Origin of the sequence: Plantactinospora sp. CA-290183 (genome assembly GCF_050936375.1) — a bacterium.
GTDB lineage: Bacteria > Actinomycetota > Actinomycetes > Mycobacteriales > Micromonosporaceae > Plantactinospora.
The window spans coordinates 1-15,833 of sequence record NZ_JBNJMX010000006.1 but is presented as its reverse complement, the minus strand read 5'-3'; the positions used below and the strand labels follow the sequence as shown (position 1 = coordinate 15,833).

14 protein-coding genes, 3 pseudogenes and 1 riboswitch are annotated in these 15,833 nt (G+C 70.5%); of the genes and pseudogenes, 8 read left to right on the top strand and 9 right to left on the bottom strand.

Annotated features, from left to right (window positions below):
- Positions 1 to 10: 10 nt before the first annotated feature.
- On the top strand, positions 11 to 1,621 hold the full coding sequence (locus ACQEUR_RS13525; RefSeq protein ID WP_433030067.1) for a glycosyl hydrolase family 18 protein: 1,611 nt from the start codon (positions 11 to 13) through the stop codon (positions 1,619 to 1,621).
- A 115-nt stretch (positions 1,622 to 1,736) separates the two neighbouring features.
- Here the strand turns inward: ACQEUR_RS13525 and ACQEUR_RS13520 are convergent, their stop codons facing one another.
- From ACQEUR_RS13520 to bluB, 5 genes and pseudogenes are all read right to left on the bottom strand, one after another.
- On the bottom strand, positions 1,737 to 2,189 hold the full coding sequence (locus ACQEUR_RS13520; protein WP_433030065.1) for a hypothetical protein: 453 nt from the start codon (positions 2,187 to 2,189) through the stop codon (positions 1,737 to 1,739).
- Positions 2,190 to 2,314: 125 nt separating this feature from the next.
- Positions 2,315 to 2,572 (bottom strand): zinc-ribbon domain-containing protein, encoded by a 258-nt coding sequence (locus tag ACQEUR_RS13515; RefSeq protein ID WP_433030063.1) that lies wholly within the window; start codon positions 2,570 to 2,572, stop codon positions 2,315 to 2,317.
- Between the two features lie 121 nt (positions 2,573 to 2,693).
- Positions 2,694 to 3,335, bottom strand: coding sequence for a PaaI family thioesterase (locus tag ACQEUR_RS13510; protein ID WP_433030061.1), 642 nt, complete (start codon positions 3,333 to 3,335; stop codon positions 2,694 to 2,696).
- Positions 3,336 to 3,406: 71 nt separating this feature from the next.
- Positions 3,407 to 3,712 (bottom strand): helix-turn-helix domain-containing protein, encoded by a 306-nt coding sequence (locus tag ACQEUR_RS13505; protein WP_433030059.1) that lies wholly within the window; start codon positions 3,710 to 3,712, stop codon positions 3,407 to 3,409.
- Positions 3,713 to 4,305: 593 nt separating this feature from the next.
- Positions 4,306 to 4,926, bottom strand: a pseudogene (gene bluB / locus ACQEUR_RS13500) (5,6-dimethylbenzimidazole synthase); the annotation flags it as partial.
- 35 nt (positions 4,927 to 4,961) lie between these two features.
- A riboswitch (cobalamin riboswitch) is annotated at positions 4,962 to 5,160 on the bottom strand.
- 97 nt (positions 5,161 to 5,257) lie between these two features.
- Here bluB and ACQEUR_RS13495 point away from each other — a divergent pair.
- Positions 5,258 to 5,800: a GNAT family N-acetyltransferase gene (locus ACQEUR_RS13495; protein ID WP_433030057.1), complete on the top strand. Its 543-nt coding sequence runs from the start codon at positions 5,258 to 5,260 to the stop codon at positions 5,798 to 5,800.
- Between the two features lie 81 nt (positions 5,801 to 5,881).
- On the opposite strand, the gene ACQEUR_RS13490 is transcribed toward ACQEUR_RS13495, so the two are convergent.
- Positions 5,882 to 6,406: a GNAT family N-acetyltransferase gene (locus ACQEUR_RS13490; RefSeq protein ID WP_433030055.1), complete on the bottom strand. Its 525-nt coding sequence runs from the start codon at positions 6,404 to 6,406 to the stop codon at positions 5,882 to 5,884.
- Positions 6,407 to 6,467: 61 nt separating this feature from the next.
- Complete coding sequence (locus tag ACQEUR_RS13485; RefSeq protein WP_433030054.1) at positions 6,468 to 7,550, bottom strand: TetR/AcrR family transcriptional regulator; 1,083 nt, start codon at positions 7,548 to 7,550, stop codon at positions 6,468 to 6,470.
- A 102-nt stretch (positions 7,551 to 7,652) separates the two neighbouring features.
- Here ACQEUR_RS13485 and ACQEUR_RS13480 point away from each other — a divergent pair, with 102 nt between their 5' ends.
- On the top strand, positions 7,653 to 8,867 hold the full coding sequence (locus ACQEUR_RS13480) for a cytochrome P450 family protein (RefSeq protein ID WP_433030052.1): 1,215 nt from the start codon (positions 7,653 to 7,655) through the stop codon (positions 8,865 to 8,867).
- A 70-nt stretch (positions 8,868 to 8,937) separates the two neighbouring features.
- Here ACQEUR_RS13480 and ACQEUR_RS13475 read toward each other — a convergent pair whose 3' ends face one another.
- Complete coding sequence (locus ACQEUR_RS13475; RefSeq protein WP_433030050.1) at positions 8,938 to 10,176, bottom strand: right-handed parallel beta-helix repeat-containing protein; 1,239 nt, start codon at positions 10,174 to 10,176, stop codon at positions 8,938 to 8,940.
- 506 nt (positions 10,177 to 10,682) lie between these two features.
- On the opposite strand from ACQEUR_RS13475, the gene ACQEUR_RS13470 reads away from it, so the two are divergent.
- From ACQEUR_RS13470 to ACQEUR_RS13460, 3 genes are all read left to right on the top strand, one after another.
- Positions 10,683 to 11,816, top strand: a complete 1,134-nt coding sequence (locus tag ACQEUR_RS13470) for a winged helix DNA-binding domain-containing protein (RefSeq protein WP_433030048.1) — start codon at positions 10,683 to 10,685, stop codon at positions 11,814 to 11,816.
- Positions 11,817 to 12,347: 531 nt separating this feature from the next.
- A complete protein-coding gene (locus tag ACQEUR_RS13465) occupies positions 12,348 to 12,617 on the top strand; it encodes a zinc finger domain-containing protein (protein ID WP_433030046.1) in 270 nt (89 codons plus the stop codon).
- Positions 12,548 to 13,573 carry a recombinase family protein gene (locus tag ACQEUR_RS13460; RefSeq protein WP_433030044.1) on the top strand — a complete coding sequence of 342 codons (1,026 nt, stop codon included), beginning with the start codon at positions 12,548 to 12,550 and terminating at the stop codon, positions 13,571 to 13,573. Before ACQEUR_RS13465 ends, ACQEUR_RS13460 begins: the two co-directional genes overlap by 70 nt.
- On the opposite strand, the gene ACQEUR_RS13455 is transcribed toward ACQEUR_RS13460, so the two are convergent.
- Positions 13,551 to 13,790, bottom strand: a complete 240-nt coding sequence (locus tag ACQEUR_RS13455) for a hypothetical protein (RefSeq protein WP_433030042.1) — start codon at positions 13,788 to 13,790, stop codon at positions 13,551 to 13,553. The genes ACQEUR_RS13460 and ACQEUR_RS13455 overlap by 23 nt on opposite strands.
- Positions 13,791 to 13,946: 156 nt before the next feature.
- Between ACQEUR_RS13455 and ACQEUR_RS13450 the strand changes: the two are divergent.
- Positions 13,947 to 14,660 (top strand): annotated as a pseudogene (locus ACQEUR_RS13450) (histidine kinase); the annotation flags it as partial.
- 394 nt (positions 14,661 to 15,054) lie between these two features.
- Positions 15,055 to 15,803 (top strand): annotated as a pseudogene (locus ACQEUR_RS13445) (response regulator transcription factor).
- The last annotated feature ends 30 nt before the right edge of the window (positions 15,804 to 15,833 follow it).

Genomic DNA, 15,833 nt, shown 5'->3' with positions numbered 1-15,833 from the left:
GGAGCGCCACATGAGGAGATCAATCCGCCGGGCGCTGTTCGCCGGCGTCGCGGTCGCGCTGGCCGTCACCGCGGTCCCGGCCGCCGCGGCCTTCGGCGCCGGCAGCGTCACCACCAGCTTCGCCAGCACCTCCGACTGGGGATCCGGTCACGAGGTCCGGGTCACCGTCAACAACGGCACCGACGCCTCCGTGGCCACCTGGCGGATCGAGTTCCAACTGCCCGCCGGCACGACGGTCAGCAGCTTCTGGGACGCCGACGTCACCCGCAGCGGCGATCGCTACGTGGCGGTCAAGAAGAGCTGGGCGGCTCCGCTCGCCCCCGGCGCGTCGATCAGCTGGGGCTACGTCGGCACCGGCGCGTACCGGGCACCGCTGAGCTGCACCGTCAACGGCGCCTCGTGCGGTGGCGGCAGCACCCCCACCACCCCGCCGACGACCACGCCACCCACGGCCCCACCGACGACCCCACCCACGTCTCCGCCGCCGACCGGCGAGCCGAACCCCGGTGGCAGCAAGGTCGTCGGCTACTTCGCCCAGTGGGGCGTCTACGCCCGGAACTACCACGTCCGAAACATCCACACCAGCGGGTCGGCGAGCAAGCTGACCCACATCATGTACGCCTTCGGCAACACCACCGGTGGCCGGTGCACCATCGGCGACAGCTTCGCCGACTACGAGAAGGCGTACACCGCCGCGGAGAGCGTCGACGGCGTCGCCGACACCTGGGACCAGCCGCTGCGGGGCACCTTCAACCAGCTCCGCAAGCTCAAGCAGATGTACCCGCACATCAAGGTGATCTGGTCCTTCGGCGGCTGGACCTGGTCCGGCGGCTTCACCCAGGCCGCGCAGAACCCGGCCGCGTTCGCCGAGTCCTGCCACGCCCTGGTCGAGGACCCGCGCTGGGCGGACGTCTTCGACGGCATCGACATCGACTGGGAGTACCCGAACGCCTGCGGGCTGACCTGTGACACCAGCGGCCCGAACGCGTTCAAGAGCGTCGTCTCGGCGCTGCGCACCCGGTTCGGCTCCTCGGCCCTGGTCACCGCGGCGATCACCGCGGACGGCAGCGACGGCGGCAAGATCGACGCCACCGACTACGCCGGGGCGATCAACAACCTCGACTGGCTGATGCCGATGACGTACGACTACTTCGGCGCGTTCGCCGCGCAGGGGCCGACGGCGCCACACTCGCCGCTGACCTCGTACCCGGGAATCCCCCAGCAGGGCTTCTGGTCCGACGCGGCGATCCAGAAGCTCAAGACCAAGGGCATCCCGGCCAGCAAGCTGCTGCTCGGCATCGGCTTCTACGGTCGGGGCTGGACCGGCGTCACCCAGGCCACCCCGGGCGGTACGGCCACCGGCGCGGCGCCGGGCAGCTACGAGGCGGGCATCGAGGACTACAAGGTCCTCAAGAACACCTGCCCGAGCACCGGCACCATCGCCGGCACGGCGTACGCCAAGTGCGGCAGCAACTGGTGGAGCTACGACACCCCCGCCACCATCGGCGGCAAGATGTCGTACGCCAAGAGCCAGGGACTGGGCGGCTCGTTCTTCTGGGAGCTCTCCGGTGACACCACCAACGGCGAGCTGATCACCGCCGTGGCCAACGGCCTGCGGTAACCGGCACGGTCGCACAGCGGGGGCCCTTGGTGTAAGGAAGGGCCCCCGCTTATCGCTTTCTGTAGAGGAAGGGCCCCCGCCTAACCACCGCCGGCCGCTGACTCGGGCGGCCGGCTCAGCTTCCGGCGGCGGCCTGCTGGTTCCACATCGTGATGACGACGCCGAGCACGAAGATCTGCACCGGCAGCGGCAGGCCGGGCAGCTCGGCGGCGATGTCACCACGCCAGACGCTGGTCCGCCGCACCGATCCGACCCGACGGCCTCCGGTGTGCAGCTCCTGCTCGTCGCTCCACAGCGACGCGCGCTGGAAGTCGTACGTCCGCCCGCCGGCCTCGACCGTCCACCGTTTCCGGCCGACCCGGTCGGCCGAGGCGACGGTCACGCCGTCCGCGTCGACCATGCCGAACCGGTTGCCCCAGGCGTTGCCGCGCACCCGGTAGTGGCCACCGTCCAGCGCGAAGCTGCCGCCGCTCTTCCAGACGCTGCTGTCCCAGGTGGCGACCGTACGGCCGTCGACACTGATCTCGTAACGACTCCGCCAGAAGCTCGTCTTCCGGGCCACCAACATCCGGTCACGCTAACCCGGGTGCGCAAGCACGGCCCGATGAGCGGTCGACCGGTCCTGCTCGGCGGGGGCGCCACGGGGAAGGGCGCCACTCATCGACGCGCTCGCCACGGTCGTGCTGCGCCCGGTCAGCGCGGCGAGCCGGTGCCGGCGGCGAGCAGTTGCCGGGCCTCGCCGGCGCTGATGGTCGAGTGGGCGCCGCAGAGCGGGTTGGTGCAGTAGAGCACGTGCTTCGTCCGGACCGGGATCAGCGGGACGAAGAACAGGCTGAACTTGGTCACCTCGCGCACCAGCAGCATGCTCCCGGACTGCCCGCACACCCGGCAGGCCATCGGTACCAGACCGAGCCGGTGGGCCTTGGTGCGCAGGCCGAAGATCAGAAACATGGGTACCCCTGTCCGTCTAGGTCGTCGCGGGCGACGGTCCCGGCCGTCCCCGCCCTGGTACCCACTGTGTGGGGCAGGCACAACGGAACGAGGACACCAGGTTTCCCCACCTCCGGGGCCCTCAGCCGGCGATCCCGATCCAGGTGGCGCGGGCGCGGGCGAGTTCCGCGCCGTCCGGGCCGTACAGGGTGGTGTGCACGAGAGCCTTGCGTCCCTCGGCCGCCACCAGGGCGCCGCGCAGCACGCACCGATCTCCCGGCGTGGGTAGCCGGCCCAGCCGTACGGTGATCCGTCCCAGCACGTACGGGCGGCCGGCGGCGATGACGGCCCAGCCGCCGGGGCAGTCCAGGGCGGCCCAGACCGTCGGGGCCGACACGTCGTCCGGCACCGTCCAGGGTGCGGCCGTCGAGTCGTCCGGCAGCCGCCCGGGGAAGATCCGTAGGCCGTCCGGTCGATCGGGCCCGCAGACGTAGCAGGTCGGGAAGGGGTGGTCGGCGAAACCGGCGTACGTGGTGGCGGCGCGCAGCGCGTCGGCGTACGGAATCGGTGGGACCGGGGTGTCGACCTCGCCGGGCGGTCGGACCTCGGCCACGACGGCACCGTCGGCCGTGCGGACCTGCCCGTCGATCATCGACAGGGGCGTGTCCAGCGGCGGCGGCCGGCGCAGCGTCACCTCTCGGTCGGCGTGGCCGGCGAAGAGGCCAGCGGAGTAGCCACCGTTGCCCGAGCTTGGCGGACCGTTGAAGCGCGCGGGAACGATCACCGGTCCGCCTCTCGGAATCAGGTGCTCATGCCCGCCGCACCGGCGGGCATGGCGTGGCCTGGGTCGCCGGATCAGCCGCCCTGGAGTTTCCGGTTCTGCTCCAGTGCTTCCTGTAGCTGGTCCTCGAGGATGATGATCCGGCAGGCGGCCTCCAGGGCGGTGCCCTGGTCGACCAGTTCGCGGGCCCGGGCGGCCAGGCGTAGTTGGTACCGGGAGTAGCGGCGGTGTCCACCGGTCGAACGGTGCGGGTCGATGAGCTTCGCCTCGTCCAACCTGCGGAGAAAATCCTGTGACGTGCCGAGAATTTCCGCGGCACGGCCCATCGTGTAGGCGGGGTAGTCCTCGTCGCCGAACATGTCATCGGGGCTTTGGGTCATTCCACCTCCATGTCGAGGGCCCCGGCGCTTTCGCGCCGGGGCCCAGGGTCAGGGTTCAGAAGCACCATCTGCCGACAAGAAGTCGGTTCACATCACACCGGGTACCTGTGCGGCATCGGGTGTGAGGATCGCATAAGCGTGACCGGATACCACCTCTCGTTCGATGGGACCAACGGTGTCCGCCTGGCCTGATTGCCGGCCGCTAGGCGGGCGATCCAATGGTGTACGGCCCTCCCTTTCCTCTGCTTCCAACTCTTACTTCCGTACTTCGCCGATGCCGGAACCCCACGCAACTTCTCGGGTCTGGGCACCTGTCGCGCAATCTTCAGCTGGAGCCCTGAACGTGCCTCGGCCCCACCTGCGACGCCCGGCGTATGGCACGCCGGGTAACACCTTTACCACCACTGTCCTACTACCGCTGTGCCCGTCGTGACCTCACGGCCGGACACTCTTCGTCCGCGTCTTTCTTTATCTCTCGACCCGAGAAACTGTAGCAGAGCCCGGGAGGATGTCTAGTCCGAACCACCGAGATTTTCTGGCTGCCGGCTCCCAACCCCGGGACCGTCGGCGGCGTCCCCCGCCGGTCGCCCGCCTCCCCAGCGATCCTCGTGCAGCGCGGCCGCCAGGGGGCGGCGCCGACGCCAACCGTGCCGTTCCAGATCGGGTACGGCTTCCAGCCGGGTGACCGGTCCCAGGCAGAGCCATGCCACGGGGCGGATCCCGGCCGGGATGCCGAGCAGGTCTGCGAGGAACTCCTCCCGGTAGAACGACACCCAGCCCACCCCGAGCTGTTCGGCGGTGGCCGCCAACCACAGGTTCTGGACGGCCAGGCAGACCGAGTAGAGGCCGGCGTCGGCGATGGCGTGCCGCCCCAGCACCGCCGGGCCGCCCCGGGCGGGGTCGTAGGTCACCACGATCGACAGCGTCGATTCGCGCACTCCGTCGATCTTGATGCGCCCGAACCGTTCGGCGGCCTCGCCGTCCAGGGTGGCGGCGAAGACGTCCCGCTCCCGACCGACGTGCCGGTGGAACGCCTCCCTGATCGTCCGGTCGCGCACGACGACGAAGTCCCAGGGCTGGGACAGTCCGACGCTGGGCGCCGCGTGGGCCGCGCCGAGTACCCGGTCCAGCACCCCGGCCGGGATCGGCGCGCCGGTGAACTGGCCGCGTACGTCGCGGCGGCGGTGGATGACGTCGTAGAACTCGGTGTTCATGGGCAGGCTCCCGCTGCGGTCACGCCCCGGCACCCCGGGGCTGCGGACGCGAGGCCGGTCTTCGGACTCCCAGCTCGACGCCGCGCCGTCCGCCTTCCCAGCCGCAAGGCCAGTGGCTGCGCGTGACGCGCGTGGACGGTGGCTCCCTGGTCACCGCGGCGGGCCCGTGCCGGATTCACACCGGCTTCCCGATTCTCCTCGCCGGAGCGAGGCACCTCGCAACAGTTCGTGCCACCCGGCACGCTAGCCGGTCGCCCACGCCGCCCTGACTAGGGTGCGATGATCACGAGCGACCGGCCACGCCGGTCGCTCCCGCCTGAGTGGAGGAGCCATGCCGCTGACGAGTCGGCTCGCCCGGCGCGAGGACGTACCCACGCTGCTGCCCCTGGTCGAGGCCGCGATAGCAGAGTTGCAGCAGGGCTTTCTCGACGACGCGCAGATCAGGTCCAGCCGATCGATCATGGGGATCGACACCCAGCTCATCGACGACGGCACCTACTTCGTGGCCGAACTGGACGGTCGGGTGGCCGGTTGCGGCGGTTGGAGCCGCCGGGCGACCCTCTACGGCGGCGACCACTCCGCCGGCCGGGACCCGGCGCTGCTGGATCCCGCCCGGGACCCGGCCAAGGTCCGGGCGATGTACACCCACCCGGCGTTCGCCCGAGGGGGGGTGGGCCGGTTGATCCTGTCCCGGTGTGCGGAGGCCGCCGCCGCCGAGGGGTTCACCACGCTTGAGCTGATGTCCACGCTCGCCGGCCGGCCGCTGTACGAGGCGGCCGGGTTCGTGCCGGTGGAGCACGTCGAGGATCCGGCCGGCGGTACCCCGGTGCGGCTGATCCGGATGCGCAGGTCGATGTCCGGGACATCCTTCTGAACCGGCCGGCGGCGGTGCGGGCCGGCCGGGTTCGTGCCGGTGCGGCACGTCGAGGATCCGGCCGGCGGTTCACCGACCGGGTCAGTCGGGCACGGGCGTCAGTAACTGGTGCAGCACGTGGTCCTGCCACTCGCCGGCGATCTTGAGATATTTCGGGGCCACACCGAACCGGGTGAAGCCGTTGCGTTCCAGCACCCGCTGCGACGCCAGGTTGTGCCGGAGGGTGCCCGCCTCGATCCGGTGCAGCCCCAACTCCGCGAAGGCCACCCCGGCCATGGCGCGGACGGCGGCGGTGGCGACACCCCGGCCGTTGTCGGCGGAGCCCACCAGGTAGCCGAGCCGGCACGACTGGAACGGGCCGCGCACGATCTCGTTGAGCGTGATGCGGCCGACCAGCCGGCCGGAGTCGAGGATGACGTACGGCAGGGTGAAGCCCTGTTCGTGTTGAGACAGCACGGTCCGGATCACGGCCTCCTGCCCCTCGACGGTGAAGTAGTCGTCGCCGCGCAGGGGCTCCCAGGGGGCGAGGAACTCCCGGTTGGCCCGGAGCAGCTCGGTCAGCGCCGGCACGTCGTCGAGCCGGACGAGTCGGATCGTGGTACCCACCCGCGAATGATCGCAGGTGTCCACGCGGTCAGGCGACCGCACCTCGCGGCCGGGCGTGACCTCAGCGGCCGGCGGCGGTCGCGGCGGCGTGGCAGGCACCGTACCCGTCGGCGCGGGCGACGATCCGGCCGGCCCGGACCCGGATCGCGGTCTCGGTGGCGTCACTCACCACGGGTACGCCGGCCGAGGCGGCGACCGCGCCGGACTCGTCGTGTACGACCCGCAGCCGTGGCCACGCCGAGGGCGGGAACGCCGGTCGCAGACAGGCGCGGAACTCGGCGACGACCAACCGGGCCAGCGGGGCCAACTCGTCGGGGGCTCCGGTGACGAGCACGGCGGTCACCTCGGCTCCGGCGGGGGCGGCGCGTACCGCCTCCTCGACGGCGGCGAGCCGGTGCAGCCCGAGGACGGCGACCACGGCGTCCCCGTCGAGCGGCACGGACTCGCCCCGCACCGCGTCGGTCACCGGCGGGGGAGCCCAGCGCTCGTCGGTGGGGCGGGCCGGTGGGACGTACGGCAGGTGCGCGGGCGCCCACTCGTCGTCGAGGTCGAGGTCGGCGAGCTGTTCGCAGGCGCGTACCACGGTGAACGGTTCGACGAAGCCGGGCGCGGCGTCGGCGAGCTGGCTGGCGCCGTACAGCGTGCTGAGAACGGTCTCGGCGACGCGGACCCGGCGGCGGTCGGCGGCGCGGCGGCGGGCGGGCAGCCGCTCCAGGGCGAGCCCGAGCAGGATCGCGTTGAGCCGCAGGAGCTGCGCGAACGGGAGCCGGGTCCGCTCGTCGGCACTGATCTCGGGTACGAGGTCCCGACCGAGCCGGGCCGCACTCCGCTCGTCCTCGGTGGCGAGCGGGAGGCGGGCGACCCAGGCCCGGGCGAACGCCCCGAGTGCCTCGGCGGGCGTGCCGCCGGGCTGGGCGTGCGATTCGACCGGTGTCATCTCGACCTCCTCGGCCAGGACGGCGAAGTAGAGCGCGCGCTTGCCGGGGAAGTTGGAGTAGACCGCGCCCCGGGTCAGTTCCGCGCGCTCGGCGATGTTGTCGATCTTCGCGTCCCGGAAGCCGCGCTCGGTGAACTCGTCCCGCGCGGCGGCCAGCACCCTGGCCCGGTTGCGCCGTTGGGCCTCCGCCCTGCTGAGCCGCGCCATCGTCCTCCTCGGGTTCCGCCCTTGCCCTGGGTCGGACTCCAAGATACCGTCACCATTCAGATGATGAGAACATCTGAGGACACCATCTGAGACGAGGGCGCCATGACCGAGGCCACCACGAACCCCGCCGCCGTACCCGAGGTCCACCTCGCCGATCCCGAGGTGCTGCACGACCCGTTCGGCGCGTACGGACGGGTGCGGGAACTCGCCCCGGTGGCCCGGCTGGTGGCACCCGGCTTCGGCGGCATGTGGGCCCTGACCAGGTACGACGACGCAAAGGCGATGCTGGCCGACCCCCGGTTCGAGCTGAATCCCAGCAGCTACCTGCGCCCGGACGTGCCGGAGCACTGCCTGCCGTACATGCGGACGATGGGGGAGATGGAGGGGGCGGAGCACAGCCGGTTGCGCCGGCTGGTGTCACCGGCCTTCACCGCCCGCCGGGCCGCCGAGTTCCGCCCCCGGATCGAGCCGATCGTGGCGCGGCTCCTCGACGACCTGCCCGAGCACGTCGAGAACGGCGCGGTGGACCTGCTGCGGCACCTCGCCCAGCCGCTGCCGATGGAGGTGATCTGCGAACTGGTCGGCATCCCCGAGTCCGACCGCCCCCGCTGGCAGGAGTGGGGCGCCGCCGTCGCGGCCGGGCACGGTCAGCGCTTCGCCGAGGCGATTCCCGGCATCATGGACGGCGCCCGGGCGGCCGTCGCGCGGCGTACCGCCGAACCCGCCGACGACCTGGTCTCGAACCTGATCCGGGTCCGGGCCGAGGACGGCGACCGGCTCAGCGAGGACGAGCTGATCACCTTCGTCTGGCATCTCGTCCTCGCCGGGCAGACCCCGACCAACCTGATCACGAACGCGCTGGAGGCCCTGTTCCGCCATCCCGACCAGCTCGCCGCGCTCCGCGCCGAACCCGCCCTCATGCCCGGTGCCGTCGAGGAGCTGACCCGGTGGTGCGGCCCGCAACTGCTGACCGTCCCCCGCTACACCCGCCAGGACGTGGAGATCGCCGGCGTACCGATCGGCAAGGGCGAGCCGGTCACCGCCGCGCTCGGTGCGGTCAACCGCGACCCCCGGGTTTTCGCCGACCCCGAACGGCTCGACCTGCGCCGCCCCGCCGGGCCGCCCGGACACCTGGAGTACGGCCACGGCCCGCACTTCTGCCTCGGCGCCCCGCTGGCGCGGGTGCAGGTCGAGGTCGCGCTCGGCGCGCTGCTGGACCGCTTTCCCGCCCTCGCCCCCGCCGGCCCGCCGGACGAGCCGCACCGGATCCCGGACCCGGGCACCTGGCGGCTGGCCGCACTGCCGGTCACCCTGTGAGCTGCGCGGTTAGGAGGGCGGTTAGGAGGGGGCCCTTCCTATACAAAAAGCGATAGGAAGGGGCCCTTCCTTACAGCCGGGCGCCGATGTCGGCGCCGTTGGCGGGGCGGAGGAAGTCCGAGGACGGGATCTCGCCGTCGGCCGTACGGGGGCCGGTGATCCGGGACGGGTCGGTGCTCGCCAGCGGCCAGTCGCCGCCGAGGTCCCAGGAGTTGCCGGTGCTGGTCGACGTGCCGGTGAGGGCCGGCGTCGGGTTCTGCACGGCCAGGTTCCGGGTCAGTTCGGCGTCGGCGTCGGCCAGGTCGAATCCGACCCGGCCGTTGCGCCAGGCGGTGTTGCGGTCGAGTACGAGCCGGCCCGGATTGGCGTTGTCGATGAAGCCGCCGACCGCGTTGTCGAACGCGATCGAGTTGCGGACGACGTGGCCGGCCGGCAGGTCCTCGTCGCCGCCGCCGAGCTTCCAGCCGTTGCCGTCGCCGGTGTAGTCCGGCAGGTTCCAGCGGTTGAAGCCGTTGCCCCAGGCGACCGAGTCCTCGATCGTGATCGGGGAGAGGAACTCCCAGGCGTCGAAGCCGTCATCGGAGTTGTTCCACAGCCGCACGCCGCGTACCAGGTTGCCGGCGCCCGAGCCCTCCTTGATGGCCAGCCCGTCGGCGCTCTCGCCGTTCTTGCGCGGGTCCCGGTTGCCGTAGCTGTCCAGGTTGATCACCTGGTTGTTGCTGGCGGCGCCCTGGATCTGGAGCCCCGACTCGTAGTTGTCCCGGGTCACCAGCCGGTCGAAGAGGTTGTTGTTGCAGTCCCGGCAGAAGATCGCGTACGGCCCGTTCGCGATCTCGATGTCGACGATGCGCCAGAAGTCGGCCTCGATGTGCAGCACCCCGCGTTCCAGGTTGGGGATGCTCCCGTCCACCGGGGCCGGGGTGTGCGGCAGGTTCTCCCCGTCCAGGAGCACCTGCTCGCCCCGGTAGGCGGTGATCGTGTACGGCTGTGCCGCCGTGCCGTCCTTCATGATCCGGATGTTCGTGCCCGGCGCGTACGTACCGGCGCGGAGCTGGATGGTGGTGCCGGGGGTGGCCAGTTCGACGGCCCGGTGCAGGCTCGACAGCGGCTGATCGATGCTGCCGGGGTTGGCGTCGTCGCCGGTCGGCGCGACGAACAGCTCGGGGCCGGCCGTGAGGGCGCCCGGGAACGGCGCCGCCGAACCGTCGGTGGCCGTCCCGCCGAGCGCCGCCGCGACGGTGGTCAGGACAACCAGGATCCGGAGGACGGCAACCGGGACCGGTCGGTGGGCGGCGTGCGGATCGAGCATCGTCTGGTACCTCTCGGCTCGGGGGGGCGAACGGACCCGGCGCCCGGATCTAGCGCCGGGCCCCTAGGAAAGCGCTTTCTCCTCGCAAGCTACGACTTCGAGTCCGGCAAGTCAACTGATGAAGATCGATGGAGTGGCTGCGCGGGCGCGGGGCCGGAGACGCCGGCCGTGGACCGAACCGCGTCGCACCCGGGATTGGCGCCGAGGCCTGCCGCTGGCGGGGATGCGAACCGTGGAGGTTCCGGGTGACTTCGACCGTTAGTTGGCCAGTAGGGCGGCCGTGACCTCGGTTGCTTCCGCGATCTGCGAGGCATAGCTGGCCAGAACTGCGAGGGTTGGTTGGCCACATGGTTTCGTCCGCTGCCTCATCTCTGGTTAGCTCGCCCATAGCTCGAAAAGCGTCAGGATAGGACCTGGTAGCCAGAGCCCCGCTATGCTCGCGAGAGCGATCAAGAATACGTTTCATCGGATTGGTACGTATGGCCACAGCAGCAGGTAAGGGTCGCGTGAGCCTTAACTCACGGCAGCTCAACCGGGCGACACTCGACCGGCAGATGCTTCTGCGCCGGGAGTCGGTGAACGTCGTCGACGCCGTACGACGCCTCGTCGCGCTACAGGCGCAGGAGCCGGCGTCGCCGTACCTCGCCCTGTGGAATCGGCTCGCCGATTTTGACCCGGCGGCCCTCGCGTCCGCCTTCGAGGAGGGCAACCTGGTCAAGGCGACGCTGATGCGCCTGACGCTGCATGTGGTGCACGCCAGCGACTACCCGTACTTTCACGCGGCGATGCTGCCCAACCTGCGCGGCCCGCGGCTGGGCGACCGCCGCTTCACGATAAGTGGGCTGTCTATCGCCGAAGCCGACGCCCTGCTTCCTTACCTGGCGCTCTTCACCAGTCAGCCGCGCACCGGCGCGGAGGTCGAGGAGATGCTCGCCGCCCGGCTCGGGGAGCCCAGGCAGGGAGTGTGGTGGGCGCTACGAACGTACGCGCCTCTGCACCAGGTGCCGACCGGCGGGCCATGGTCGTTCAAGGCGCCCTCGTCGTACCGCGCCGCCCCAGCCACCGTGGCGGCGGAGAACTGGAGCGAGTCCGTACAATTCTTGATCCTGCGTTACCTGGCGGCATTCGGCCCCGCCTCGATGCTCGACATCGCGCAGTTCACCATCCTCAAGCGGTCGGTGGTGCAGAACGCGCTGAAAGAGCTGGGCGGGGGCATCGAGACGTTGACCGGCCCGAGTGGCGAAATGTTGTTCGATGTGCCTGGGGGGCGGTATCCCGCCGAGGACACGGTGGCCCCGCCCCGCCTGCTGCCGATGTGGGACAGCATCCTGCTCGCGTACGCCGATCGAAGTCGCGTTATCCCTCCGGAGTATCGCTCGTTAATTCTGCGGCGCAACGGCGACGTCCTGCCGACCCTGCTCATCGACGGTTTTGCGGCTGGGGTGTGGCGGCCAGTCGAGGGAGGCATTGAAGCAACGGCCTTCCATCGGCTGACCAGCGACGAATGGTACGGGCTTGCTGCGGAAGCCGCCGCATTGCAGGCGTTCCTGTTGGACCGCGATTCCGCAGTCTACCGCCGGTACGAGCACTGGTGGTCCAAGGACCTGCCGACCGCAGACGTCCGCATACTCACGGGATGAAAGCGACCGCGCTGTCGGCGGCCAACCATTCGGCCAGTCGCATGGCCACCCGCCTGTCGGGGGACCCCACCGCCACTCACCCGGAGCACGACCCGGCAGCGTCCAAGACCGAGGACTATCCATCGACCGCGCCTGGTGGAGAGCCAACCAGCCCGGCCGGCACTACGACGAACGCAAACGCGCCTGCAACAACTCGCCGGCCGTCTCACCGCTCAGTTCGACGGAACTGGCCCACTAACACTCCAGCAGGAGATCTGTTTCGTCTTGGTGCCACCGGGGAGTCCAGCCGGTGGCGGTGAAGGTTCTCGGTGACGTTGCCCGCCGGGAACCGGCGCTTGAGGACTAACGTTCGGGAAAGTCACACTAAGGGTGATCTTGCGTTGGTGGACCCCGTGCGGCCTCTCGCAGAAACGGTCAGTTGCGCGAGTTCTGCGAGAGGCCAGCAGGCGATCGTGTTTACGCAGGTCGCCACTCGCAAAAGTCCTCTCAGAACTTAATTCTTGTGTGAGACGGTTCTGCGAGACTGTGGGCATGAACTTGACGCCCGATCGGGCCGCGACGGCGGTCGAACGTCACGACTGCCCGAACTGCGGTGCACCCGCGGGCAACGCCTGCCGCACCCGGGGCGCAAAGACCACAGCGAAGTACCACACCGCGCGCTTCGGTCTGGTGCCCGCGCTGCGCGAGGAACTCGACGTGCCGGTGCCCGCCGACCGCGGGCCTTGCCGGGTGTGGAAGCAGGGTCGGGCCCTCGTGGTGGTCCCGGCGCCGCGGACCGAGCGGGCGATCCGGATCGGGTAGCACGCACGTCGACCGCCCGCCAGGAGCTGGCGAGCCAGCTCGACGCGCTGCGCCGGGCCGAGTGCCACAAGATCTTCCAGGAGCAGATCAGCACCCGGGTCAAGGTTCGGCCCGAGCTGGAGAAGGCGCTCGCGTTGGCCCACCAGTTCAAGGAGGCCGCGCCCGAGACACCCGTGATCGTCACCGTCCACGAGCTCAAGCGCCTCGCCCGCAACGCCGCCGAGCTGATGACGCTCTCCGCCGACCTGCAGGCCGGCGGCATTCAGCTCGAACTGCTCACCGGCCCGCTCACCGGCATCTACGACCCCAACGGCATGGGCGCCATGTTCTTCGCCGTGCTCGCCGTCGCCGGGCAGATCGAACGCAACTACATCCGGGAGAAGACCCTCGAAGGCCAGGTCCTCGCCGCCGCCAAGGGCAACCACGGCGGCCGGCCGAAAGTCATCGACGACGACTCGCTCATCTTCGCCCTCGCGCTCAAGGACAAGGGCGTACCCGTCCCGAACATCGCGAAGAAGCTCACCATCAAGACCGGCAAGAACGCGGGCAGTCCTCCGTCGGTGGCCTCCCTCTACCGGGCGTTCGCCGAAGCCGAGCAGGCCGCCGCGGACGACGGCTCGCCGCTCCGGCCCACGCCCGCCCGGATCCGGCACCCTGACGACCCGGAGACGCCCGGGGAAGTCGCCCTCCGTGAACGCCTCCAGGGCCAGGTTTTCCAGCGTTCCAAGGGCGAGCAAGCCGACAAGGTCAGTCACAGCGCCCGGGCCAGGCGACTGATAGCTCACCGTTCCTCGGCGGCGCGGAGTGCCTCAACTTCGCATGACCAACTCATGGCGGGTGTTGCCCTTACCTTGGCCGTACCCCTTTCAAGATCACGCTACTGCCCCTTTGGGCCGTACCTTGGCTGCACCCGTAGCACCAGCCCTAACTGGCTCATCGTCCGGCTCGCCGGGTGAGCGCGTCGCCGGCCACGCCCACTGCAACGCCGAGGGCGATCATGACGACGTAACCATAGATTTCATAACCGTTAGGTATGAGGAACCGAACGAAACCCATGAAGCGGATCCAGCCGAGCCATTCGTGCAGGAGGCCACTAACGCCGCCGACGACCAAGACGAAGCAGAGCAGGCCCGACAGGGCCGCCAGGGGAGATTTCGAAGAGTTGCTGGCCATGGTGCGACGGTAATCCGACGGTGCCGGACGGCGGATCGAGCTTGGGACTGACACACAGTGACGGAAGTTGTCCATTGGCGGCCGAGGGCTCGTACTTAGGTATCTCGTTGCGGCCTGGATATCCGGCCGCGAACGGGGTTCTCGTAGATTGCCAGCATGCGCCCGATGCACCGCACTCACCGGGAGTGGGCGGCTGATCTTGGCTTGGTGCTGTTCGCCGCCGGCTTCGCCGCCGTGAGTTCGCAGTCCGTGCCGGTCACGCAGGACGTCGGTCCGGTGTGGCGGGCCGTCGATCAGGCGGTCGGCGGGTTGGGGTGCGCGGCGGTGCTGCTGCGGCGGCGCTGGCCGGTACCGCTGGCGGTGGTGCTGCTGTTGGCCGGCGCCCGGACGCACTACCTGACCGGTCCGGCGCTGGTGGCGGTGTTCACGGTGGCCGCGACCCGGCCGTGGCGGAGCACAGCGTGGGTGGCGGCGCTGGCCTTCGCGCCGCTGCCTGTCCTTCTTTGGCGGGTGGCGGAGCTGCCCGCAGATCGGGCCGACTCGGCGTTGACCTACTTCGCGCTGCTCGCCGGGGCCATCGGGTGGGGGTTGTTTCGGCGCTCGAGGCAGCAGTTGATCGCGTCGCTGCGGGAGCGCGCGGAACTGGCCGAGGCCGACGCCGAGTTGCGGGCCGAGCGAGCGCGGCGGGAGGCCCGGGAGGAGATCGCCCGCGAGATGCACGACGTGCTCGGGCACCGACTGTCGCTGCTGAGCGTGCACGCCGGGGCGCTGGAGTTCAATTTGCACGCGCCCCGGACCGAGATCGCGCGAGCCGCCGGGGTGATCCGGGAAAGCGCCCACCTGGCACAGCGGGACCTGGCCGACGTGATCGGGGTGTTACGCGTGGCGTCCGCGGAGGGCGAACGTCCTCAACCGGATTTGGCGGACCTGGCCCGGCTGGTGACAGAGGTGCGAGCGACGGGCGGCCGGTTAGAGCTGACCGGGCCGCCGGACGGGCCGCCCCCGCCGCCAGTGGTGGGCCGCACGGCATACCGAATCGTGCAGGAAGCGCTGACGAACGCCCGCAAGCATGCACCCGGAGCGGCGGTCGCGGTACGGGTGACAGGCAGCCCGGCGCACAGGCTGACAGTCGAGGTCCACAATCCGTTGCCGCCCGGAGCAGCCTTGGCTGCGCATCCAAGCAAGGGAGGGGGGCAGGGACTGATCGGGTTGGCTGAACGGGCTCGACTGGTCGGCGGCGACCTGACGGCCGGTCCGACCGGCGGTGGGTTCCAGGTCTCCGCCTGGCTACCCTGGCCTGACGAACAGCCGCGGCCACCGGCAGGCCGCCTGGCAGGAGGAGTAGCGCGAGTGATCCGGGTCCTACTTGTTGACGACGACGGGATCGTGCGGGCTGGGCTGCGCCTGATGCTCGGCGGTGCCCCGGACATCCAGATCGTCGCGGAGGCCGCTGATGGGGCGCAGGTGCCCGCGCTGGTCGCCGCGCACCGACCAGATCTGGTGCTGATGGACATCCGGATGCCCGACATTGACGGGCTGGCCGCCACCGCAACGCTCCGATCCCAGCCCGGCGCGCCGGAAGTACTGGTGATGACCACCTTCCACACCGACGCGTATGTACTCGGCGCGCTGCGCGCCGGTGCTGCCGGGTTCCTCCTCAAGAACACCTCGCCACAGGACATTGTCGCGGCCATCCGGACGGCCGCCGCCGGGGACCCGGTGCTCTCGCCCGCCGTCGCCCGCCGGCTCATCGAGCAGGTAACGGGCGGCGCGGGTCGGGACGCCCAGGCATCCGCCGCCCGCGCACGCCTAGCGTTACTGGGCGAACGGGAGCGGGAGGTGGCCCTGGCGGTCGGGCGTGGCCGCTCGAACGCTGAGATCGCCCGCGAACTGCATCTGGCCCTACCGACGGTGAAGACGCACGTGTCACGGATCCTCACCAGGCTGGATCTCAACAACCGGGTCCAGATCGCCCTGCTGGTCCACGACACGAACACGGCAGAAAACGCATGACCGCAATAGTGACGGGCTCGTCCGCAGTGC

Bases quoted from the DNA above. Each gene is read 5' to 3' on its own strand.
- ACQEUR_RS13525 (WP_433030067.1), top strand. From the start codon at position 11: ATGAGGAGATCAATCCGCCGGGCGCTGTTCGCCGGCGTCGCGGTCGCG.
- ACQEUR_RS13520 (WP_433030065.1), bottom strand. From the start codon at position 2,189: ATGTTGGTGGCCCGGAAGACGAGCTTCTGGCGGAGTCGTTACGAGATC.
- ACQEUR_RS13515 (WP_433030063.1), bottom strand. From the start codon at position 2,572: ATGTTTCTGATCTTCGGCCTGCGCACCAAGGCCCACCGGCTCGGTCTG.
- ACQEUR_RS13505 (WP_433030059.1), bottom strand. From the start codon at position 3,712: ATGACCCAAAGCCCCGATGACATGTTCGGCGACGAGGACTACCCCGCC.
- ACQEUR_RS13495 (WP_433030057.1), top strand. From the start codon at position 5,258: ATGCCGCTGACGAGTCGGCTCGCCCGGCGCGAGGACGTACCCACGCTG.
- ACQEUR_RS13485 (WP_433030054.1), bottom strand. From the start codon at position 7,550: ATGGCGCGGCTCAGCAGGGCGGAGGCCCAACGGCGCAACCGGGCCAGG.
- ACQEUR_RS13480 (WP_433030052.1), top strand. From the start codon at position 7,653: ATGACCGAGGCCACCACGAACCCCGCCGCCGTACCCGAGGTCCACCTC.
- ACQEUR_RS13475 (WP_433030050.1), bottom strand. From the start codon at position 10,176: ATGCTCGATCCGCACGCCGCCCACCGACCGGTCCCGGTTGCCGTCCTC.
- ACQEUR_RS13465 (WP_433030046.1), top strand. From the start codon at position 12,348: ATGAACTTGACGCCCGATCGGGCCGCGACGGCGGTCGAACGTCACGAC.
- ACQEUR_RS13455 (WP_433030042.1), bottom strand. From the start codon at position 13,790: ATGGCCAGCAACTCTTCGAAATCTCCCCTGGCGGCCCTGTCGGGCCTG.